The organism is Roseburia sp. 831b (genome assembly GCF_001940165.2).
Classification (GTDB): Bacteria; Bacillota; Clostridia; order Lachnospirales; family Lachnospiraceae; genus Roseburia.
Map to the genome: position 1 here is coordinate 1,449,464 of NZ_CP135162.1, position 21,635 is coordinate 1,471,098.

General features: G+C 41.4%; 21 protein-coding genes. All 21 read right to left on the reverse strand.

Annotated features, from left to right (window positions below; translation table 11 throughout):
- Positions 1-74 precede the first annotated feature (74 nt).
- The gene (locus BIV16_RS06700) at positions 75-386 is read right to left on the reverse strand and encodes a type II toxin-antitoxin system RelE/ParE family toxin (RefSeq protein WP_075678569.1); all 312 of its coding nucleotides are present in this window, start codon (positions 384-386) and stop codon (positions 75-77) included.
- Positions 376-636 (reverse strand): type II toxin-antitoxin system Phd/YefM family antitoxin, encoded by a 261-nt coding sequence (locus BIV16_RS06705; RefSeq protein WP_075678568.1) that lies wholly within the window; start codon positions 634-636, stop codon positions 376-378. The genes BIV16_RS06700 and BIV16_RS06705 overlap by 11 nt, the downstream gene beginning before the upstream one ends.
- A 56-nt stretch (positions 637-692) precedes the next feature.
- Positions 693-2,852 (reverse strand): VirD4-like conjugal transfer protein, CD1115 family, encoded by a 2,160-nt coding sequence (locus BIV16_RS06710; RefSeq protein ID WP_075678567.1) that lies wholly within the window; start codon positions 2,850-2,852, stop codon positions 693-695.
- Positions 2,853-2,858: 6 nt separating this feature from the next.
- Positions 2,859-3,992 (reverse strand): PcfB family protein, encoded by a 1,134-nt coding sequence (locus BIV16_RS06715; RefSeq protein ID WP_075678566.1) that lies wholly within the window; start codon positions 3,990-3,992, stop codon positions 2,859-2,861.
- A 16-nt stretch (positions 3,993-4,008) separates the two neighbouring features.
- Positions 4,009-4,512, reverse strand: coding sequence for a hypothetical protein (locus BIV16_RS06720; protein WP_075678565.1), 504 nt, complete (start codon positions 4,510-4,512; stop codon positions 4,009-4,011).
- Positions 4,513-4,521: 9 nt separating this feature from the next.
- Positions 4,522-5,757, reverse strand: a complete 1,236-nt coding sequence (locus tag BIV16_RS06725; protein WP_075678564.1) for a hypothetical protein — start codon at positions 5,755-5,757, stop codon at positions 4,522-4,524.
- 32 nt (positions 5,758-5,789) lie between these two features.
- Positions 5,790-7,238, reverse strand: a complete 1,449-nt coding sequence (locus tag BIV16_RS06730) for a relaxase/mobilization nuclease domain-containing protein (protein WP_330546477.1) — start codon at positions 7,236-7,238, stop codon at positions 5,790-5,792.
- Complete coding sequence (locus BIV16_RS06735; protein ID WP_075678563.1) at positions 7,225-7,557, reverse strand: plasmid mobilization protein; 333 nt, start codon at positions 7,555-7,557, stop codon at positions 7,225-7,227. The genes BIV16_RS06730 and BIV16_RS06735 overlap by 14 nt, the downstream gene beginning before the upstream one ends.
- A gap of 4 nt (positions 7,558-7,561) precedes the next feature.
- Positions 7,562-8,095, reverse strand: coding sequence for a hypothetical protein (locus tag BIV16_RS06740; protein ID WP_075678562.1), 534 nt, complete (start codon positions 8,093-8,095; stop codon positions 7,562-7,564).
- A gap of 363 nt (positions 8,096-8,458) precedes the next feature.
- Complete coding sequence (locus BIV16_RS06745) at positions 8,459-9,442, reverse strand: DUF3991 domain-containing protein (protein ID WP_075678561.1); 984 nt, start codon at positions 9,440-9,442, stop codon at positions 8,459-8,461.
- 2 nt (positions 9,443-9,444) lie between these two features.
- Positions 9,445-10,008 (reverse strand): JAB domain-containing protein, encoded by a 564-nt coding sequence (locus BIV16_RS06750; protein WP_173664523.1) that lies wholly within the window; start codon positions 10,006-10,008, stop codon positions 9,445-9,447.
- Positions 9,971-10,102, reverse strand: a complete 132-nt coding sequence (locus tag BIV16_RS06755; RefSeq protein WP_278335595.1) for a hypothetical protein — start codon at positions 10,100-10,102, stop codon at positions 9,971-9,973. Before BIV16_RS06755 ends, BIV16_RS06750 begins: the two co-directional genes overlap by 38 nt.
- A 10-nt stretch (positions 10,103-10,112) precedes the next feature.
- A complete protein-coding gene (locus tag BIV16_RS06760) occupies positions 10,113-11,108 on the reverse strand; it encodes a DUF5688 family protein (protein ID WP_075678560.1) in 996 nt (331 codons plus the stop codon).
- A 15-nt stretch (positions 11,109-11,123) separates the two neighbouring features.
- Positions 11,124-11,450, reverse strand: a complete 327-nt coding sequence (locus BIV16_RS06765) for a helix-turn-helix domain-containing protein (protein ID WP_075678559.1) — start codon at positions 11,448-11,450, stop codon at positions 11,124-11,126.
- A 73-nt stretch (positions 11,451-11,523) separates the two neighbouring features.
- Positions 11,524-16,902 carry a SpaA isopeptide-forming pilin-related protein gene (locus tag BIV16_RS06770; RefSeq protein WP_173664522.1) on the reverse strand — a complete coding sequence of 1,793 codons (5,379 nt, stop codon included), beginning with the start codon at positions 16,900-16,902 and terminating at the stop codon, positions 11,524-11,526.
- Positions 16,903-16,983: 81 nt separating this feature from the next.
- A complete protein-coding gene (locus tag BIV16_RS06775) occupies positions 16,984-17,745 on the reverse strand; it encodes a hypothetical protein (protein WP_075678558.1) in 762 nt (253 codons plus the stop codon).
- A gap of 241 nt (positions 17,746-17,986) precedes the next feature.
- The gene (locus tag BIV16_RS06780) at positions 17,987-18,163 is read right to left on the reverse strand and encodes a hypothetical protein (protein ID WP_173664521.1); all 177 of its coding nucleotides are present in this window, start codon (positions 18,161-18,163) and stop codon (positions 17,987-17,989) included.
- 2 nt (positions 18,164-18,165) lie between these two features.
- Positions 18,166-18,630 carry a hypothetical protein gene (locus tag BIV16_RS06785; RefSeq protein WP_075678557.1) on the reverse strand — a complete coding sequence of 155 codons (465 nt, stop codon included), beginning with the start codon at positions 18,628-18,630 and terminating at the stop codon, positions 18,166-18,168.
- Between the two features lie 5 nt (positions 18,631-18,635).
- Positions 18,636-19,547, reverse strand: coding sequence for a ParM/StbA family protein (locus BIV16_RS06790; protein ID WP_075678556.1), 912 nt, complete (start codon positions 19,545-19,547; stop codon positions 18,636-18,638).
- A 242-nt stretch (positions 19,548-19,789) separates the two neighbouring features.
- Positions 19,790-19,978, reverse strand: coding sequence for a hypothetical protein (locus BIV16_RS06795; RefSeq protein WP_075678555.1), 189 nt, complete (start codon positions 19,976-19,978; stop codon positions 19,790-19,792).
- Positions 19,979-20,260: 282 nt separating this feature from the next.
- Entirely contained in the window at positions 20,261-21,499 is a 1,239-nt protein-coding gene (locus BIV16_RS06800; RefSeq protein ID WP_075678554.1) for a SpoIVB peptidase S55 domain-containing protein, read from the reverse strand.
- Positions 21,500-21,635: the final 136 nt, after the last annotated feature.

Consider the following 21,635-nt stretch of genomic DNA (forward strand, 5'->3'; position numbering starts at 1 on the left):
CTGATATGGTATGCTATAACCACCTCCTTTAAGACGTGAAAAAGCATCAGACTTTCATGGCCTGATGCTTCACATTATAATTTATCTTTGTAATTTTCTAACTGATGAAATATCCCAAGTACATAGACGACATTACCCTCAATTCGAAAAATCAGAATATAGTCCATGTCCTTTACTACAGCTTCTTTATACCCTTTACTCTTGAGAAACGAATCTCTGCAATCTGCAAATTGATACGGATTATCCTCCAAACGGTCATACAACTGTTCAATACCGTCCAGCAAATGTCTCGCTGCCTGTTCATTCCTGAATTTATACAGAATATAATTTACCAGTTGTTCAAGTAATTCTTCTGTCCTTTCAGTAATAATAAGTCTATAAGCCATATTTTTCCCTCATAGAACCTAAAGAACTTCTTGCATCTTTTGTTCTTCCTTCTGTAATTTGCTGTTCAGATATCTCAAGCTCTCTATAAACATTAAGTCTACGCATCGTCTTTTCGTAGTTCTCCATGCTCATGATAACCATATCTCCATATCCGTTTTTGGTTATATAAATTGGTTCTTCCGCTTTGTGACACATTTCTGAAATTTCCGAGGTATTTTTTAAGTCTTTAATTGGAATAATCTGTGGCATAATATGCACCTCCTTAACTATGGGCTAATTATACCATTATTATCCCACTTTTTCAATCAGCTATTTGTGACAAATTTTTCCTTCATCGTTTCCACACTCACATCCGGATAAAAATACTGCATAATAACATCCTTTGTTATCTTTTTTGCAATTGCCTTACGCAATTCTTCCTTCTGCTCCTCCGAATAATCCCAGTGAAGCATTCGATTTGTGAGAGTATCTTCCCAATCAGGCTCTTTTCTTTTCTTATCCGTATTGACGGTCCCAACTTCCTCTGCCGGCTCCTGCGAATACTCCAGCTCATTATTCTGCGAACGGTTTAACTTCTCCTTCTCACTTTCCTCCTCAAGCTCAGAAAACCTCCTGCTTAATTCCAAATCTCCAAGCAGCATAAACTCATCATAGGAAAGATTGTCTATATAGATGTTCTCCCCCTTCTTCTGAAGCTTCTCGTAATGCTCCACAGCCTTCTTTGACAGAATCTCAAAAGGCGGACCGATCAGATTACTTTCCTTTGCAACCTGATGTTCATAAGGCTTTCCCTTACCGTCTGCGGTCTGGTTAAACATCGGATGATTAAACGGAACATACTTGTTATCGAGGATCGGGTCAAAGCCACGGATAAAGATAATACATTTCCTGTTATCCAGCTTTCTGACCTCATCCGGCGTGAATATCTCACGACCAAGCACATCATAATTCCTTGAGGAACTGCCCTGTCTGCCCTTGGTTTCTCCGCTTGACTTCTTATCAATCGTTCCTTTTCCCAGAAGTTCTGACACATATTTGTGGGTACTCTGCTCGTTACCTCCAAGATAAATGAAGGTATCGCAGTTGCCGGGAATTGTCTCCCATGTATCCTTAAACAGTGCCTTTAACTGGGCAAAGTTCTGAATGATGATAATGCTTGAAATCTCCCTGCTTCGCATGGTGGACAGTAATGAACAGTAGTCATCCGGCAATGCAATATTCGCGAACTCGTCTAACATAAAAGTCACATGAATCGGGAGTCTGCCGCCACAGTTAAAGTCTGCCTGATAATACAGCTCCTGAAATATCTGTGTGTATAACATACCGATAATAAAGTTGTAGGACTTATCACTGTCAGGAATGACACAAAACAGTGCGGTCTTGGTTTCCCCATCTCCGTTTACACCGATACCGATATCCGCAAGATTTAACTCATCCTTGGATAAAAGCCTTAACACCTGCTTATTTTCCAGAAAGGCAAGTCTTGAGTTGGCACTGATAATAATGGAACGGACTGTATCTCCTGCACCACGCATACACTTGTTGTACTGCTTTACTGCCGGATGATTTGCTCCAAGTGGCGAATTTTCTTCCAGAAACTTCATTCGCACATCAAGCCTTGATGGTTTCCCCTGCTCCGTAACTTCTGCCTCTCCAAGAAGCTTTAATACGGTTTCAAAGTTTCTCTTTCCCGGCTTTTCCTCCAGCCACACATAATAAAAGATTGCCTGTAAGAACAGCCCCTCCGCCTTCTCCCAGAACGGGTCCGAAGGAGTTGCACCCTTTGGTGTGGTATTACTGATAAGGTTGGTAATCAGCTTTACCACATCCGTTTCTTCCCTAATATAAGAAAACGGATTATAGCAGTCTGACTTATCCATTTCCAAGAGGTTGATAACCTTCACATTGTAGCCATTGTTCTTTAACATCTCCCCGCAGCTTCTTAGGATTTCTCCCTTCGGGTCAGTACATATAAAAGAACAGTTATGGGGCATCTGCATCAGGTTCGGCTTTACCTCATAGAAAGTCTTTCCTGCACCGGAACCACCACAGATTAAAATGTTTCCGTTAAGCTTCAGCCTTCTGAAATCAAGGGACATCTTCACATTCTGACTCAGGATTCGGTTGAAATTCTCATCCTTATCCATCAGAATCTTGTTTACCTTTGCCGGTGATTCTAACTTGGCTGTACCAAATTCCTTGCCGGGCATATAGTTTCTCTGACTGGTGTAATACATAACAACAGCCATAGCGTAGACTACTACAACTATGGCTATCATCTTAATCGTATTCTCATTGTAATAATTGGCAAAGGGAGCTTCACACACCTTACTGAACCTCTCCATAAAGTCCATCAGGTTGATTCCCTGCTCCCATGCCCCGCCTATCAGATATCCAAGATACCCGGCAAGAACTGCACCAAGTAATAAAAACACCATGGACGGTTTCTTTTTACTTGTCTGCATAGGCATCTACCTCTTCTTTGCTGTGGCAGATGTGGTTTTGGTATGGGCTGTCTTTGTTCTGGTTTCTGTCTTTGCCTGCGTTTTTTCATATCTTTCACGCACGGAAGCTTCCACCTTGTCATAATGCCTGTAAAGCTCATCCCCACGCTTTGTTTCTACCACACGGTTTTCCTCATCATACAGCTTGTAATCCTTACTGCTGTCGATGAAGGTAAGCATGGTCTTTCCACTGTGAATATCCATGATATTCTCTTTGTTAATCCATACATATCTTGCATTCTCTCCCCAGGTTCCTGGAACCCTTGTCTTGACTGCATGATCATTCTCTTTCACAATCAGGGTCTTGCTGATGGTAACATCCGAAAGATTGGTATTCTTGGATGCGGACACTGCCATCATTCGTTCTGCAAGGTTCTGATAACCCCTGATACGGTTGATAAAAGCATCCCTGTCCATAATTACCTTATGCTCTCCTGCTTTATTCTTCTCACCAAGCACACCGATTGTCTCAAGCTGCTTTAACACCGTTTCTGCCTGTGTACTGTCAATGCTGAAGTTTTCCTTTACTGCGTCCACACTGATACTCTGCTTCTCCATTGCAAACAGACCAACCTTTTCAATCAGTCCGTCCATTGCCGCACTGGCTCTCGCCCCTTCCGCAGTGTGGACTTTCTCGTTTCCCATCTTCTGGCTCTTCAGGAAATCCATCAGCTTTCCAAGCTGCTTTTCATCCCCGTTTTTCAAATAGTCATCAAATGTGGCAATACGACCAAAGCTTAACTTCTGAATCATCATATTCACTCTTGGCACAGCCTCTGTATGAAAGATGACCTCACTCAGTCCGTCTTTCTTATTCACATCCGGCAGCACCGAATAGAGAATACCGTACTTTTTCGCCATCTTCTCCACTTTCTTCATATCCTTGGTTTCAAACTGCAATACCTGCAAATCCCCGCCTTTCATAAGAAGCTTTCTCATGGAAGTCTTACCAAGTGACTTTTCATAATCAAGCATTCCTTTTAGAAAGTCGATTGCCTTCTGCATGGCACCGATACCGCCACTGCCTACTTTCATTGCAATCTCAATCCCATCATATGCGACACGGATAATCTGCACCGCTTCCTGAATCTCTTCTGCCATCTGACATCCTCCTCTCTTATAGTACTGGTTCTCGCAAAGAGCATCTTGGTGTGAAACTCTGGGATGATTCATTCTCTTCACGAGTTTCTTCCTCATGAGCTTTCTCATCCTCCGTTTCCTGCTCCCTTCTGCTCTCATTGACCTTTTCCTTAATCTCCTGTGCATCTGCTCTTCTGACCTGCTCCTCTGTCACATCCACGCCGTAAGCCGTAAGCACTTCTGCCAGACGGTTGATTGCCTTTTTCTCTTCGATACGGTACATCTCAATGGATACCAAAAGGTTTTCAATCTGACTTACCCATGGCGGCTTCATATCAATCATCTTTGCATACTGGTCCATTACCTTCTGTGATTCCTGTTCATCCTCACAATCAGCAATTTCATCAATCAACTTTCCGGTCAATGTCTTATCCCCACTGCGGAATGCAAACTGAACAACAAACTCTTTTTCCTTATCAGAAAAGCTATGCTTTGTCTTACACAGTTCACTTACTGTCTCACTTATAATCGTTAAACCCATAACTGCCTCCTAATAATCCATACTGTTTTCAAGCACCGCAATGTCGATGATCTCTTTCATCTTCTCTGCGGATACATTGTTATTGATAAGTTCCACAAGCTGACTTTCCGTAAGTCCTTTCTCAATGGCACTTCTTATCTGCACAAGCTGTGCAGGAACCAGATCCCCACTTGCAAGTAGCTTTACAATATCCTGTCTGGATTTCTTCATAAAGCCGAGCTTACCAAGAAGTCCTGTAAATGCTCCCTGATTGCCTTTTCTTATGGTTCTCTCCACCTGCACATGCTGCACAACTCTTCCGTTTGCATCCACAATAGGTAACTGGTAATACACAGGAATCTGATATGCTCCCTGTGGCAATGGTCTTTCGGCAAAGAAAGACTGTGCTGCTGTCGTATTATCAGCATTAAACGCAGGTTTGCTAACCGGCTCATCTTTTGCTGCCGTATTTGCTTCTGCTGTAGTTTCAGTTCCGGCTACCTGCTGTGATACAGCGTCACCCTCTTTTGATGTCGCCATGTTCACCAACTTATCCTCTAAGTCATTAATTCGATTCTGCATCCTCTCCACCTCCTTCTTCTTATCTTCAATCTGCTCACGAAGTCTTGCGATCGTGGATGTTGCCCTGCTCAATTCCTCCTGTTGACTATTCAGTGCTGCTTCACTATCGTTATATTTCCGAATCAGATTATCATGCACTTCCTTGTCATGCCTTGCCGTCTCAAATACAGAAAGTTTCTTATTCAACTCATCATATCGCTTTTCCTGATGATTGATTTTTGCAACCACCTCTTCAAGCTGTTTTACCAGTCCTTCTACATATTCCTTTTCCAATCCGGAATTTTGCAATTCCTCCTTGGATTTTTCCATATTAGCAAGAATACCTTCAAAGGCTTTCTGCATATGCTTGGCATTTTCGCCTTTATCCATAACAGACTGTATTGTCTCTATAGGTACACCCTTCTGATAAAACTCCAATGCTACCTGCATCTGACTCCCATCCAGACCATCACGCATAATAACTGCAATCACTTCGTCGGATAAACCCTCTCTCAAACATTTGGAATATATCTGCTTAAAGCGAACATCACCTTTCTTTTTCAGGTATAATTCAACCTCTTCAATCGTCAGACCATACTCCAAATCATCTGAAACAAGGTCAATGACATCTTTTTCATAACCTGTATCCCTAAGTCGTCTTAAATAGCCATTGCGGTCCGATACACTAATTTTTGTACGTTCCATACAAATCCTCCTATCTGCAAAAAAATAACAGCCTATCTTCGTGGCTGTCTTGTAATAATCTTGTCCTTATTCTGTTCTCTTTCTTCTGTGATTTCCTTTGCCTCGGGTTCTTCCTCTGATACCATATCCTTCCAGATAGCATTTCCAAGATTAAGCTCCTTCTTAGCTGCACTTTCCTTTTCACTGCAAAGTCTGACTTCCTCCTTAAAATGCTCCTGCAATCGTTTGATTTCTTCATAGTCATATCCTTCATCCGAAAGTATCTTTTCAAGCTCCATCCATCGGTTATGCTCTTCAATGAAGAACTCATCCCCACGCCGGTAATTGTTTTCTGCACCTTTTAGCAAATCCATCTCATCTGCCACATCAAACAGTTCCTTATATCGTTTTCTGGCACGATATACCTTACTCTTTTCAGCAGAGCTTTCCTTTCTTTTATCCGTCAGATTCACTACCGTAGCCGCAAGCTGCTCCATACTGTGAATATCGTGTCTGACCAGAAACAAATACTGTTTCTGAAGCTTTTCCATCTTCTTAATCTCATCCTTATATTTCCACACCTGAGAATATGGTTTCTTTTTCAGCTTTCCGATACGATAAAGCTTGGCATAATACTTCTTTTGTAATCCTGTCAGTCTTGTGCGTTTATACCTTCGCACATAGCATTTCACAATTTCGGGCTTAAACTCTTTACTTGACCGGTAAAAAGATAAATCCTCTTCTTCAATCCTCTGGCGAATCCGTTCCTCTGTGTAATCCTTGCCCAGAGATTTACATCTGCGGTACACTCCCATTCCGGGAGGCTTGACTGCAAAATGCTTACCAAACTTAAGCTCATAGCCTTTGTCTGATAAAAGCTCCGTAAAATCCTCAAAGTTGCCAGCCTGCAATATACAGGCATCCAGATCACGCATAATCATCTTGTCCCAGACAAATTTGCCGTGACGGTAATCGTTATGCGTCGTTTTATACTCAGTATGCTCTTTGTCATCATTACCGATTTCAATGGTAGACAAACCATATTCCTCACATAAGCGATTGGTTATAGGCTGAATATACTTTGCCCAGTCACCCTTTTCATAACGGTATTTCCTGCCATCCACAAAACTTACACTGTTGAATACAATATGTGAATGAACATGATCCGTATTGTCATGAATACAGTAAACAGCCTCATACTCTTTTCCAAGATATTCTGCTACAAACTTCTGCGTTATCTCAAAGGCAACATCAGGAGTAACCTCCCCTTCCTTAAATGACAGAATGAGATGATACCCCTGACGCTTATCAACCTTATTAAATTCCTTCTTTGTCTCAATCATCTGCTTATATGCCGTATCCGGCTGACAGTTCATACCACCGATAAGCCTTCCGCTCTGCGTTTTCTCCGGATTCATAACATACTCAAGTGCCTGCTTCAAATGCTTACCCGGATATCCCTTACCACAATCCTTCATATAAAGAATCTTACTGATTGCCAAGTATCTCCACCACCTTTGCAACAGCCATATTCAGCTTACGCATATATGCCACAAGTCTTTCCTTATCATTCTCGGAATACAGTCCGGCATTATTGTGATAGGTGATTTGGTTAATATTGACACCGATACGGTTTACCTCATTGATCAAATCTCGAAGAAGCTGCCTCACTTCAGGGTAATCATTTGGCTTTTGTGAAATCATTAATCGCAAATATTCCGATTCCGACATATTGGCTGCTTTTGCCTTTTTCTCTAAAAGTTTTGCATCCCTTGTGCTTAACCGAAATTTTTTAGTGAGCGACAATCCATTATCTGACATACCATCACCTGCTCCTTCCACTTATGGCCGGCTGTTTTATCTCCGACACAAGATTTTCAACAGAAGGACCGATACCCTGCTCATTTAAGTTCTGTATGAACTGATTTGCCAATTTCTCGGCAAGCTTATCAATACCGGCACGATACATAGTCTGGTCAAAAAGCTTATCCAATACCGCTTCTTCCTCTTTTAAGCTTTCGTATTTACTCTGCCTATTAGAGAAATCAATCATATCTTTAGGTTCCTGCCTTGCCGCATCCATCTCAAGTATCTGCTCATAATTCCATTCGCACACAGCATCAATCAAATCATCCACTGAATAATCATCCCATACAATCTCACCGGGAACCTCATCCAAATCGCCACGATAAAGTCTGCCCTCTGCATAACCTACCGTGTAATCATGGTCTTTCATATAACGAAGAAGCATCTCTGCCTCTTTATCCGTCATTACAATAGAACTTCCAACCTTCCCTGTGACAGCCAGTAAATCTTCCGGCTGACTAATCTCTGTGATGTCATTAACTTCTATTCCCATCGCTGCAACCACACCTCCTTATCCGTGTTTTAAGAATCTTTTCGTTTACCTTAAGGGAGAAAGCTTATCTTCGATAACCTTTGCTAGATACGCCCATTGTACCCACAAGCTCCAATGTGCATCTAGTTAGGGGGAAAATCCCCCTAAAACCCTCTGAAATATCATAGTATGTCGATTTTTCCGACATATAATAGAAATCTATGTCGATTTTTCCAAATGAATTTTTTAATTTATGTCAAATTTTCCGACATATTTTTGGATAATATTTCTTCCTGCATCATCTAAGAATAATTACTCGACATATATTTCCGACATAAAATTTTAATCCATGTCAAAATTTCCAAATGAATTTTTCAATCTGTGTCAAAATTTCCGACATACCACTTTTTTCTCTTTCAAATTATCTAAATAGTTTTTCTTCGCTGCCACCAGCCATTCATTGTAATCCTTATACCCTTCGGGCGGCGGACAATCCTCAACTTCATAACCCATGCCATAGTATTTCTCCATTAGCTGGGCAGCCGCCTTTCTTCCCGGTTCATCCCCATCCAGACAAAACTTAATGGAAGTAATCTGCGGATGTTCCTTAATGAATGTGACAAGTGGAGCATCTGCAAGCATCCCAAGTGCCAGCTTGTTTGTCTCATAATCAGAGAAAATGTCCACATAACTCATCAGGTCGATTGCACCTTCAAACACTATAAGTTCCAAACTCTCGTCATTGACCACATTAAATCCATACTCTTTGTCATTGCCTGCCACATCGCACTTAAATGGCTTTCCCTCCTTATCAAACACACCTCTCATGCTTGCAAATCTAGTAACACCATTCTTGTCATTCCCCTTAAATACAATGTTGTGGTAATGCCTGCTCTCATAAATAAGTCCCTGCGACACAAAGTAGTCGATAACCTCTTTGCTGATGCCCCGTTCTTCCTTCAGATAGGAATACAAAAAACTGTTATCCGGCGAAGGTACGGGTAATACAAAAGGCTTTGGTTCCTGTTTTTTCTTTGCCTCAACCTGATATTTAAGCTCCGGCTTTCTTCCGGTATCTTCAATCCGGCGATACCCTGCAAAATCAAGCAGCCACCATACCGCCTCTTTTACCTCCATCCCACAGAATACCCGTAGGAAATCAATCTGCGAACCGCCATTCTCACCCTTATCATACTGTCTCGACCATCGGAACCAGTGGCTCTTATCATAGATTCGTATGGAATCCATTTCCTTAAGAGTGTGATAATGACCAACTCTTTTTACCGTATATCCCAGATAGGATGCTACTGCCGTTAAGTCAACACTTTTGGCAATGGCAAGCTCTTCCTCTGTAAATCTTTCGTTCATCATTACCTTCCTTTCCCTCTCTCCGCCACAAGACTATTGTTAAAGCTGAAGTTCTTATAATCTGTCGAGTAGGTAATATTCGGATTGTCAATCAGTCCTTTTTCCTTGAAACTGAAAAACTCCCTGTTATCACCACCAACAATCACATGGTCAACTAATTGAATCCCAACCATTGAACATACTGCATTCATCCGGTCCGTTATCATGGTATCCATCTTACTGGGAAGCAGGTTCCCGCTTGGATGTGAATGAATCAGCATAATACTTGCAGCATTGGAAAGGATGCTTGATTTCAGGATTTCCCTTGGATGCACTAAAGCTTCATTCAATGAGCCAATGCTTGCAAAAGTCACATTGATAGGTTTTAAATCTGATTGCAGATTTACTACACAGACAACTTCCCTGTCCATATCGCATAGAAGTTCTCCAATGGTAGCTGCTGCTTCATAGGGATTCTGCAAAGGAAGCTCCGAATAAAGGGGAGCCTCCTTCACAAGCTTCACTCTTACCACATCAAGCTTAAAGGCATCATCTGCATCCGTCACAAGTGTTTTCTCTTCTTTCATCTGCATCCTCCTTTATCTCAACCTGTATCATGAAGTCTCCATCCCAGACATTTATAAGAGCAATCAGTTCCTTTACGGTCATTTCCTGCTCCATAAGCTTCCTCCTATCTGGACTTTCCTGTATCGTAGATAAGCTGTGCTTCCGCAACGATACCATCAAGACGCTTGTTCGGTGTGTCCGTTGCAAGTGTAAGTCTTCTCGCATCCTTATCATAATGATACACTTGATTGGATAAACGTTCCTCCAATGCCACCTGATCCATGTTGATTTCATTTACCATCGCTGCAAGCTCATAAGGATCACCCATATCCGTAGATACTGCGATGCACTCATGCACAGAGGATGGTAAGATATAAAGGTCTGTTTCGAGTCTCTCAGCAAGCTTATGGAGATTGTCCTCATAAAGCATGGAAGCAGCACCGTTGATTCCTCTGTCGTTACTGATAACCCACATCATCTTATCCTCCGGAATCTCGCCAATCATCATCTCTGCGATCTCCATAGGCATACCATCAGCAATGAACATTTCCTTCATCACATCATTCATGGATTTTACAGTAGGCGGCAAAATTCTTCTGGTATTCTCTACGGCACACTTGAATAACTGCTCCTCTGTCATTCCAAGCTGATTTGCAAGGCTGTTTTTCACCACAGAACTCTGGATGCCCTTCTCATCCAAATTCACTACCCAGCGATAGATAATGGATAAGTCCTGAAACTCTCTGTGTGGCATATCTCTTAACATATCTTCATTCTGCAGCGTATTGACAACCTGAAACACTATGTTGTCCTTTGCACTTTCAAAATCAAGTTTTCCTACCTCCGGAACTCTGTCAAATGCCTTTTCCATGGTCTTTGCTGCACTCTGCAATACCTCCTGCAGATTCTCCGTATTAAGATAATGCTCGTACATGTCATTGATATAAATGGTAGGCGATACATTTCTGCCTGCCTCATTACTTACCATTGTAAGTCCATCCAGATTCTTGTTTACCTTAGTCACCGGCTCTACACGAAGAGCCATGTCCTGAAACTGTGGCGGTAAATAATCCTTAAACTTCTCTGCCACTACTTCCTTAAAAATCTCGTAATTCATCATATAAATTGTTCCTCCTTAATCCAAATTGTCAAATAAGAGCCCTTCATCGTCTGGGTCCTCATATACTTTTCTTTCTGTTTCATATCCGGGATCATCTTCCAGATGGATAACCACCTTCTTTTTGAAGGGGCATTCCCTGCATGCCACCGGGCACAGGACTTCTAATGGCACAGATAATACTTCTGCCACTTTTTTCAATTTCTCAAGGTCCGGGAAACCTTCGTCCCGTTCAAATGCTTCGATGATTCTTGCTCCATCGCAGCCGAAACCACATCTTCTTCCCAGTTCCTCCCGGCTGAAACCTCTCCTCTCCCGATATTCTTTGATTGCTTCACCAATCAAATGCTCTCACCTCCAGTTTGTAAAACAAAATGAGGTGCAAGCACATACGGCCTACACCTCATAAAGATGATACTTATTCAGTTACTTCATCGTCTTCCTTCTTTTTCCAAAGGAAAGCTCCTACACCTGCTAACAGTGCAGTTAAACCAAGTCCTGCCCAGAGCCAAGGATTGAAATTATCCCCGGTCTGTGGAAGCTTAGGTTCTGTAGGCTTGTTAGTGAGTGATAAAGTATATTCCACACACTCAGGTGCGTCATCATCATACTGTAACACTACCTCATGGACTGTTTCATCGAGAATATACCCTTCTGCTGCTTTTGTCTCTACAACAAAGTAATGGATATCTTCCTTGAAGCTGCCATCCTCATTGTAAATGCAGATAGGAAGTTCCTTGGATTCTGCATGACCATCTTTGTCAGTTACAACAGTTTCAATGACCTTGCCATCCTTATCACGGATTTCAAATTCAACTCCTGCAATAGGCTTCTTGGTCACTTCATCTGTTTTTTCGATGATAATCTTACCAACTGCATACTCATCCTTCATTGTTACCTTCTGGATTTCTTCTGTCTCTGCCACTTCAAATTCCACATCGTTTGCAATCTTGTAGCCATAAGGCGCTGTCTCTTCACGAAGGATATACTTTCCTGCCGGAAGTCTCTCGATAAGGTGTGACTTTCCTGCCTCGGAAGTCCAGCTCTCGATAGCCGTTCCTTCTGAATCAATGATAGAAAGCTTTGCACCTGCAAGCTCCTTCTCACCTGTGATGTCAGTCTTTGAAAATTCTACTTTGATAGGTGTGTTTTCAAACTCTGCCTCAAACTCGATAACAGCAACACCTTCCTGGTATTCTGCCTCCACATCAAATACTTCATCGGACTTCACATATCCCTTTGGAGCTTCAATCTCCTTCACATAGTAGTTTCCAAGTGGAAGGTCGGAGATAAATGTTGCTGTGCCATCCTCGCCTGTTACAGCCTTTTCAATCAGCGTATCAGCCTTAACGATGACTCTGCCATCCACATCCACGATATCCTCTTTCGCATACAATCCGAAGATTGCACCGGAAAGCAATTCATCTGTCTCAGAATCTTTCTTGATAACCGAAATCTCTACCTTCTGTCTTTCGTTTGTTACATCCATACCTGCATATACAATCTCTGTATTCTGGTCGATATAGGAAAGATCGGCTTCGATTGGTGTACTGTCAAGGACAAAACCTTCCAGAGTCTCTGTCTCCACAAGATAGTATTTACCAAGCGGAAGGTCTGAAATCATTGCAATTCCATCATCATTTGTAACGATGGTTGCCACAAGTTCATCTGCCTCATAGTAAACAGTATCCAATCCATCAGGACTTACAATGTCCTCTCTTGCATATACCTCAAAAGTAACACCTGCAAGTGACTTCTTGAAATAATCAAATATGAAATCGTACCAGTGACCTTTTACAAGGTTAATGTCTGTAAGGAACTCACCATCCTTATTGATAATGATTGTTCCGGTAGGCACTTCATCCTTCATAACAACACTCTGGATTTCTTCTGTATCTGCTACAGTAAATTCTATATCTGTTGCCTTGAGATATCCGTATGGAGCAAACTCTTCACGAAGGATATAAGTTTCTCCCACATGAAGTCTTTGAATTACATGTGCTTCTCCTGCCTCAGATGTCCATGTCTCGATTACATTCCCATCCTTGTCAATGACAGAAAGTGTAGCACCGGAAAGCTCTGCACCACTTGTGATATCTTCCTTTGTAAATTCTAAGGTTGTAGGGAAGTTATGGTAGATTGCAGTATCCGTACTATACTTGATATCCTGTCCCTTATAAGTTGCATCAAACTCTACAATTTCATCAGAAGAAGCATAACCAAGAGGTGCCTTGATTTCCTTTGCATAGTAATTACCAAGAGGATAATCCTTCACAAAGAAAATATCTCCGTTTTCATCAGAAACAGCTACCTCAAGCAGGGTATCTTTCTCTACGATTACATCGCCATCCACATTTTCGATATCCTCAGATGCATATAAACCAAACTCTGCACCTGCAATACCTTTTCCGGTTTCTCCATCCAGTTTATCAATGGATAAGTCAACCTTCTGTCTTTCATTTGCAAATGTCATGCTCTCCTTAATTACCGGAGTCTTATCATCCACATAGACAAAAGTGACAACCTGCTCTTCCTTGTTCAGTACATAACCGTAAGGAGCTTCCACTTCCACTACTCTGTACTTTCCAAGAGGTAGGTCAGATACTACAGCTTTTCCATTGTCATCCGTAACAACAGTTGCTACCAGCTCACCGTTACTGTAATACTTTGTTCTGTTTCCGTCAGCATCGCACTGCATGTCAGCAGTATAAATGTCCTCCGCAGCATAAACCTCAAACTTTGCACCGGAAAGGCTGCCTTCCTTATAGACAAATTCCTTATCTTCGGAATCCGCAAACAGACCTCCCTTATAGGCATCCAAAACTTCGCCCTTTTTCTCAATGATAAGCTCACCAACCGCAGCAGCATCTTCATACTCTACTGTGATGATTGCTTCGTAAGTATCAGGGTCAACCTCATAGAAAGTATCTGTATCAACCTTTACTTCCACATAGTTGTCATTCAGTACATAACCGAAAGGGGCTGCAACCTCTTCAATACGATAATTGCCAAGAGGTAATACATCCGGCAGAATCAGATCGCCGTCTTCATCCGTGAAGAATGAAGTATGCACTTTCTTTGACGGATAAGTGGTAATCATCTCCACATACTCATTGGTATCCATATTGAAAATCTTAAACTCCGTATTCGGAATAAGAACTGTCTGCTTTGTATCAGCATCCTTCTTAATCACACGAAGCTTTGCGGTAAATTCCCTGTCGATGAACACTCTCCATACCTGTGGCTCTGTCGGATGGTTTTCTACAATCTTAACCTCAAACGGCTTGATAGTTTCCATGTTGTGAGGTGTTGTAGATTCAACCACCACATAGGTTCCGTAAGGAATTGCAATGGATACTGCATGACCTTTTTCATCAGTGAAAATCTCTGTCTTGCCATCATTGCCGATAACTACCGGTGTTGCCTTGTCAAAATCATAGCTTCCGTCTTTCTTTACAGGTAAAGAAGATTTCAAATATGCTGTAAATCCTGCTCCTGCAAGAAGTGGTGCTTCTGTATCATCCCCATTATCAGAAACCTTGATAAGCTGGAACGGCTGCTTGATTACCTGCTCTTTTGAAGTTGCACTTCTTAAAACCTGTGGAATCAAATCGCCTTCATAATCACAAACCACATCATGCTCCTCTTCATCCAGAAGATAGCCTTCAGATGGTGTGATTTCTTTCACATAGTATTTTCCAAGATAGAGATTATCAACGGAACACTTACCTTCTGCATCTGTAGTAAGTGTTGCCACGAGATCATTTTTCTTAAAAACAACCCCTGTTGCTCCATCAGGATGTGAAATGTTCTCACGGGCATATAAACCATATACAGCACCTTCAAGTGTTGCATCTCCCTGTGGAACTGCTTTTCCGGTTTCTTTATCTACCTTCTGAATCTGAATCTTTGCTGTTGTTCTGTCATTTACAAAGGTATGGGAAAATGCTGCCTTTGCAGTTGTTTCAGACAGATAGTTGAAAGTAAACTCATACACATCAGATGAATTTCTCTGATATCCGTAAGGAGCCTTTGTTTCCGAGATATAATATCCGTTAGCAATCGGCAAATCTACTGTATAAGCTGCCTTTCCGTCCTCTCCTGTTGTTACAGTCTGTAAAGCTGTTCCCTTTGTTACGATAACCTGACCTGCATAGTTTTTGATGTCATTTCCTGCATACATGGTGTACTGACCGCCATCAAGTACATTTGCTGTGTCAGAGTCTTTCTTGATTACGGATACTTCCGCTTTCTGTCTCTCATTGTAAACAGTTGTAGCCTCATACTGGACTGTCACCGTCTGGTCCTTATACTCCACATTTACTGTCTGTGGTGTCGGATTGATGGTATATCCGTTGATGCTCTTAATCTCTGTTACAACATAAGTTCCGAGATGAAGGTCTGTGAGAACCACCTGACCATCACTTCCGGTTGTAAGGCTTTCTGCAACAACATCACCCTTGTTGTAAACCTTGGTTCCGTCTGCCTTATAGATATCTGCTCCTGCTGTTACCTTAAAGGTTGCTCCCGGCAGCTTTTTCTTTTCATAAGTGAAGTTGCTGCCATTCCATCCGGCAAGGACTTCGCCTTCCTTATAGATTGTGATTGCTCCAAGCTGCTCCTTGTCTGTTGCGGTAAAAGAAGTTGTCTGACCTGCCTTGACGGTAAGTGTGTGTACCTTATTGCTTAACACATACCCCTTCGGAGCCTGAATCTCTTTTACATAATAAGTTCCTGCTACAAGAGCCTTGGACTTTGCTGTTCCGTCATTTCCGGTTGTAATGGTATCTACTTTATTGGTACATGCACTGTCGGTATAAATACCATACTTGGCACCGGAAAGCTTCACACCACTTTCTTCATCCTGCTTCGTGAGCTTGCCATAGCCGATATTCTCTGTCTTGACCTTGATATAGGCAGAAATCGGGTCTGCACTTGGTCTTTCAGAAACAAATTCCTGATCCCCGGCATTTCCGGTAAGCCAGAATACACAGCTTGATGTGGTATCCACTGCACCAATGGTTGACTTAAACGTACCAAGTGTGGCTGTTGTATTGACATTCTTTGTATAGACTGTCATGGAATTGCCATTCTTTGATACGCTGAATCCGTCAATGGAAAAATCAAAGTTACCAAGAACCCCGTTTGTATCCTTAAAAGTATGCTCAAATCTCTGATTCGTCTCATTCCACTTTAACTCAATGGTATCTGCACCACTCTTGGTAGCACTTGCAAAGCTTGGTCTTGTAGCATTGTATGAAGCACTGATATTGTTTCTCAGTGTCTCATAATACGAATAAGAAGCTGATGCATCCGGTGCACAGTCACATAACTTCTTTGCTGCTGAATCTCCACTTGAAGTACCGTAAATGTTATTTACAATAATCCAGACCATAGCCTGTGTTGCAATAAACTTGTCACGCTGATCATTCGTAGGTGCCTTTGCTTCCGTTGTGGAATAACCATAGTACATACAATAAGCAAGAAGTTTTTCCTGCGATGCGGAAAGACTTGTATTCGGGTTACTGTCACTGTTCATAAGCTGTCCGCCTTTTGCTGACAGTCCAAAGTTCATACAGTATGCCGAATGACCGTCAATCATTGCATAAAGAATTCCGCCTGTATGCTTACTGTTAAACTCACTGATTACACCGTGATCCTTTGCCGATGCAGTCCAGAATGCAATGTTTGCACTTGGACTTGCTGCAAATGCGGTTGTTCCATTGGAAAACAGTGTAGTGAATACGGTAAGCATTGCAAGAAAACCTGCCATAATTCGTTTAATTTTCTGTTTCACTATACATTCCTCCTTAAAAAATGGCACAAAAATAGCAGGTCATTTTCATGGCCTGCTATTTTCGTATTTATTGAATTGTTATTATCTGAGACATCGGAACTCATAGAAGTCAGTTCCACCTGTGTTATGAACCCCTGCATATACGATATTAAATACCGGACTGTTTTCCAGTAACAGCATGTCTGCTATGTAAGTTGCGATTGCATCCTCACTTCGCAGTGGCTGTCCTGAAGTAGTGCCTGCCGTATTCAGGTCTGTTTCAACAAATACACTGTAGTAGCTGTTTTCCAGACCATCATATGGATAATACTCATTGTATTCTTCCTGAGTAATCCTGCCCTCAGCCAGAGCATTTGCAAGGTTGTCCTGCGTAGTAATCATACCGCCAGCCTGACATTTTGCGATTGCCTTTGCCACTACCGAATCCGGGCTGTATTCCTTTACTTCCGGTACCGGCTCTGGTTCAGGTTCCGGAGTCTTTTCCGGTTCCTGCTTCGGTTTCTCCGTGGCAGCCGGTTCCTGCTTTGGTTTTTCTTCTTTTGGGCTTTCCGTAGGTTTGGAACTCTCTTCCTGCTTCGGTGTTTCTTTTTCACTGCTTTCCTCTGCAACTTCCTTTTTATCTGTTGCATCCTCCTCAGTTACTTTCTCGTAAGCAGTAGTTGTTTCTTCCTCTTCCACGGTGATTTCCTCTTTAGGAGTTTCCGTGGTAACTGCCTCTGTGTCATTCTCTGTCTCAGTATTTTCATAACCAGACTTTGTGTCAGTTGCCACTTCCTTTGTGGACCCACAGCCGGTTACAGATAAAATCATTACGGATAAAAGAAACATAAGTAATTTCTTCATAATCGTCACCCATCCCTTTCCGTAAGAGGGATAGGCTGTTGTGTCCGTGCCTGTCCACTCTTACTGTGAACAATCCTTATAGGTACACGGGACACTTAACTGGGACTGTCCCGTACTCTGTGCATCTTAATCTCCTTCCATTATACTGCAAAATTCTTCATTCTGAAGAAATACTGCATCAGTCTTCGGTTCTTACGATAGTTCGCAAAAGTATTCATCATAATGCTCTCCTCCCTTCATTCTATGGTGTACCTGCCCTGACAAAGGCAAGAAACACTCTTCCTACAAGTCCAAACAGCAAGAGGAATATCTTTGTCACATTCAGGACTAATTGCAATACATGAAGTAAAATCCATGCGATTGCTTTCAATATCGTTACTAATATGTTGCCTAATCCGGCAAAGAATCTTCCTACCATAGCTATTCCTCCGTTTCTTCGTCTTCTCCCCAAAGACTTGCCATATCTGCAACTATAGGGTTAATTGCATCTTTCGTATCAGTTTTTTCCTCTATCGGCTCCTGAGACTGTTTCTGATACATCTGTTGATTGTTATTTTGCGAATTTGCTACTGCATGAGCCAGTATTGCAATGACTTCTCTTTGTACTGCTATCATTACTTCACTGACCACATCCTGCTTTAGTTTTTCTAAATCAGATGCTTTTATCTGCTTTTCATCCTTAATATGCTCCATAGTTGCTGTCTGAGTTAAATCCTCTTGGTTTAGCGACTTACTATAGAACTCAATCGCGTCAATAATAAACTGATTACGGGACTTATAGATATCTAAATTCAAATCGTTTAAAATCTTATGAACATATACATGTTGCGGGTTATTGACACTACATCTGACATTGTGATAATTACCTGCATCTTTTTCTTTCATTATTATCACCCCTTCCGGTTCATAAGCATCAGCTTACCAAGAAATTCAAATCCTTTGGCATTTGCATGAATATCTTCCAAATAGTTGATATTTTTCTGATTTCGTTTTCCAAAAAGCCTCATAACCGTAGCACCGCCACCAACAAATAGAATAGGAATTGCATTGATGTTATACCCCAGGGAAATCAGCTTTTGATATACTCCCTCGGCAAACAGCTCCAATTCTGATTGCAAGATTCGAATATATCTGTCATCCAGCTCATCGTTCCTTCCGGTCTTCATAAATTCCACAATATCACTTTCATCAAGTTTACCGGATGCATTTCTTACACATTTATCGTTAATCCGATTGATGCATCTGATTAAACCTTCATCCTGCGTATCGCAATGAGATTCATCCGGCTTACAATTTACAATAGGCATAATATCTATGGTCCATGACCCAACATCAACCACCAGATGCTTTCTTGCATTCTGTGGTAATCTATCTGCTACTGCTGCATAACATTGCGGAAATACTACAACCCGCACAATGTTTACACTGTATTCCTCTTTTTCATATTTGAAATAGAGTTGCTTTCTCTTTGATAGGTATGATATAAAATCTGACTTTTCTTTTGCAAACTTAGTGATAGGCAATCCTACCGCTAATATCACACTGGCATTATGCTTTCCTCTTCTTTTAAGCTCCTTTGCCATTGCTGCCAAAGTCAGTAAGTAATAATTCTCGTCACCTACCTTATTTTCATTTACCTCTAATCGCTCACAACCTATCTTGTAAAACTTACCTGCAAACTCTAATGTATCATCAAATAAAGCAGGTTCTGATGTCACATTGACACCGGAAGTAAAGATGGTAGATACTGTTTTCATGTTCATCCAGCCATGATCGATACCAATTACTTCAACATTATTCATTTGTTCGTTCCTCCTATTCTGATCTATTTTCTTTCAACTCATCAAGAATCTTTCTCATACAAAATCCAAAACATGTTCCAACATCATTTCCATAAGGACACTCTTTTCCAGTCTCTGTCAGGCATCCTTTTCTTATCCTCATTGCTTGTAGACTTGAATGTTCGTTCCTCTCTGTTTCTTCCAGATAACACCGAAAATTTGAATCACATTTGTCTGTTTTATAATACATGCAGTAAGTACAATCATGTTTGTCCCGGTATTGTTGTAAAAGAATTTTTCTCGTACTCTTCATCTATTTGCACATCCTCTCTAAAAAATTTCTCATAAACCAACTCATCATATTTTTGATTTAATCTGCCAACAGAGCGGATGAAACAAAGGTAAAAGAATACTATTATGATTATTCCTAGTGCAATCAATATCTTAACCATTCATTGCACCTTCTTTCGTCACCGGTACTGTTTGTTCCGGTATCTTTTTTCTTATATTGACCAAGTCAGCTTTCATGTTCGCTCCTCCTACAAAAAAGCAGGACCAAGAAGCTACATTCAAGCTAACTTAGTCCTGCTTATTAACAGTAACAAATAAGGTGGAACCAAATTAGCAATCGCCCCCCAATAAAGGGGCATAACATACTTTACTAATCTAGTCCCACCTTGTATAATGAAAAAAGTTACATCTCCTTTCCAGCACATTTTATCTTTTGTGCTAATTCAGTTGTATCTTGCGCAAAATACTAGCCTTTTCTTGGTCAATGAAATAGGACTAGAACACCGCAAACCCTTGATTTTACTGGATTTCCTTGTGTTGTTCCCATTATAACTCGTGAACATCCCTTGCACAATTCCGCCTGTTAATTCTAACAATGCAGGATCTGTCACCTCAAACATGATTCCTTTGTTTTCCTCATTCTCGCTGTAATCGATTTTTTCAATCTCTATTTCATAAGATTTATTTTCTCCTGTAATACCGGAAATCACGTATGCCTTTCCGTATGAAATTTCCTGTTTATATCCAACTTCCATGTACTGGCTTTCGCCAAGCGTGGTGATATCTTTTTCTAACACACCATGAATTCCTATTTTTTCATTCTTGGAAACGGTTCCAAGACGGGCACTGCTCGCATAATCTATCACACCGCTAAGTTCTCCCGGTGTTCCGTTTTTCCCCTTTTTAATGCCGACAATGTTGGTCTTGTAAATCCAGCCATCCTCGATATCCATAAGAAGTCCCGTGTCCGCATCACTGACTCCATGCCCAAGTGCTGCATACTCTCCGGATTCCTTGGCATATGTCAGGGTTCCAACCCCTGCGAGGTCATCTCTTACCCAGATTCCAAGCATATAAGCATTTTCGCTCACACGGACAGGTTCTACCTCCACCTGAATCGTCTCCCCATTCCGCAAAATATCTAATGTCTCCTTATGCTCTCCACACTCATTGATTCTTTGAATCAGTTCCTCCTTCGAATTGACCTTTCGACCATTTACTGCAAGGATGTAATCCCCCTCTTTTACCAGATGCTTCGATGGATTTTGTGCAATTCCATCTGATGTATTAATTTCTCCTGTTCCAATCACCATAACACCCTGCGTCTCAACATAAATGCCAATCGGACTGCCACCTGTATATACCATCTGGTCATCCACCAAGGTAACCTCTACATCTTTTACCGGGACAATGCCAAATAATTTACAGGTTACCGTATAATGTGCCGGATTCTCATTTTTTACCTGCGAAACCGTTTTCGAGATATGTTCGAACACCTCTGCCTGCTCCTGTTTTAATACAACACTTACCGGCACTCCAAACTGATAGGATGCTTTCTCCCCTACCGGTACATACATTTTGTCCGGTATTGCCTGTTCAAATGTAATCACGGCGAAAAGAGCCACCAGAAAAATTCCTGCTTTTCCTAATAAATATATCGTTTTTTGAAAGTTCTTTCGCATACGAATCTCCCATCCCACGCAGCTTTTGTGCCTTCTAATTCTATGGGCTGGCACAAATCCTGTGTGTGAAAAATTTAAAAAAAGAAGATACTTCTCTTGTATCTTCTTTTAGTATGCGTTAAATTTTCATTTTTAA

Coding starts and splice junctions, on each gene's coding strand:
- BIV16_RS06700 (WP_075678569.1), bottom strand. CDS start 386: ATGGCTTATAGACTTATTATTACTGAAAGGACAGAAGAATTACTTGAA.
- BIV16_RS06705 (WP_075678568.1), bottom strand. CDS start 636: ATGCCACAGATTATTCCAATTAAAGACTTAAAAAATACCTCGGAAATT.
- BIV16_RS06710 (WP_075678567.1), bottom strand. CDS start 2,852: ATGCAGACAAGTAAAAAGAAACCGTCCATGGTGTTTTTATTACTTGGT.
- BIV16_RS06715 (WP_075678566.1), bottom strand. CDS start 3,992: ATGGCAGAAGAGATTCAGGAAGCGGTGCAGATTATCCGTGTCGCATAT.
- BIV16_RS06720 (WP_075678565.1), bottom strand. CDS start 4,512: ATGGGTTTAACGATTATAAGTGAGACAGTAAGTGAACTGTGTAAGACA.
- BIV16_RS06725 (WP_075678564.1), bottom strand. CDS start 5,757: ATGGAACGTACAAAAATTAGTGTATCGGACCGCAATGGCTATTTAAGA.
- BIV16_RS06735 (WP_075678563.1), bottom strand. CDS start 7,557: ATGTCAGATAATGGATTGTCGCTCACTAAAAAATTTCGGTTAAGCACA.
- BIV16_RS06740 (WP_075678562.1), bottom strand. CDS start 8,095: ATGGGAATAGAAGTTAATGACATCACAGAGATTAGTCAGCCGGAAGAT.
- BIV16_RS06745 (WP_075678561.1), bottom strand. CDS start 9,442: ATGAACGAAAGATTTACAGAGGAAGAGCTTGCCATTGCCAAAAGTGTT.
- BIV16_RS06750 (WP_173664523.1), bottom strand. CDS start 10,008: ATGAAAGAAGAGAAAACACTTGTGACGGATGCAGATGATGCCTTTAAG.
- BIV16_RS06755 (WP_278335595.1), bottom strand. CDS start 10,102: ATGGAGCAGGAAATGACCGTAAAGGAACTGATTGCTCTTATAAATGTC.
- BIV16_RS06760 (WP_075678560.1), bottom strand. CDS start 11,108: ATGATGAATTACGAGATTTTTAAGGAAGTAGTGGCAGAGAAGTTTAAG.
- BIV16_RS06775 (WP_075678558.1), bottom strand. CDS start 17,745: ATGAAGAAATTACTTATGTTTCTTTTATCCGTAATGATTTTATCTGTA.
- BIV16_RS06780 (WP_173664521.1), bottom strand. CDS start 18,163: ATGGTAGGAAGATTCTTTGCCGGATTAGGCAACATATTAGTAACGATA.
- BIV16_RS06785 (WP_075678557.1), bottom strand. CDS start 18,630: ATGAAAGAAAAAGATGCAGGTAATTATCACAATGTCAGATGTAGTGTC.
- BIV16_RS06790 (WP_075678556.1), bottom strand. CDS start 19,547: ATGAATAATGTTGAAGTAATTGGTATCGATCATGGCTGGATGAACATG.
- BIV16_RS06795 (WP_075678555.1), bottom strand. CDS start 19,978: ATGGTTAAGATATTGATTGCACTAGGAATAATCATAATAGTATTCTTT.
- BIV16_RS06800 (WP_075678554.1), bottom strand. CDS start 21,499: ATGCGAAAGAACTTTCAAAAAACGATATATTTATTAGGAAAAGCAGGA.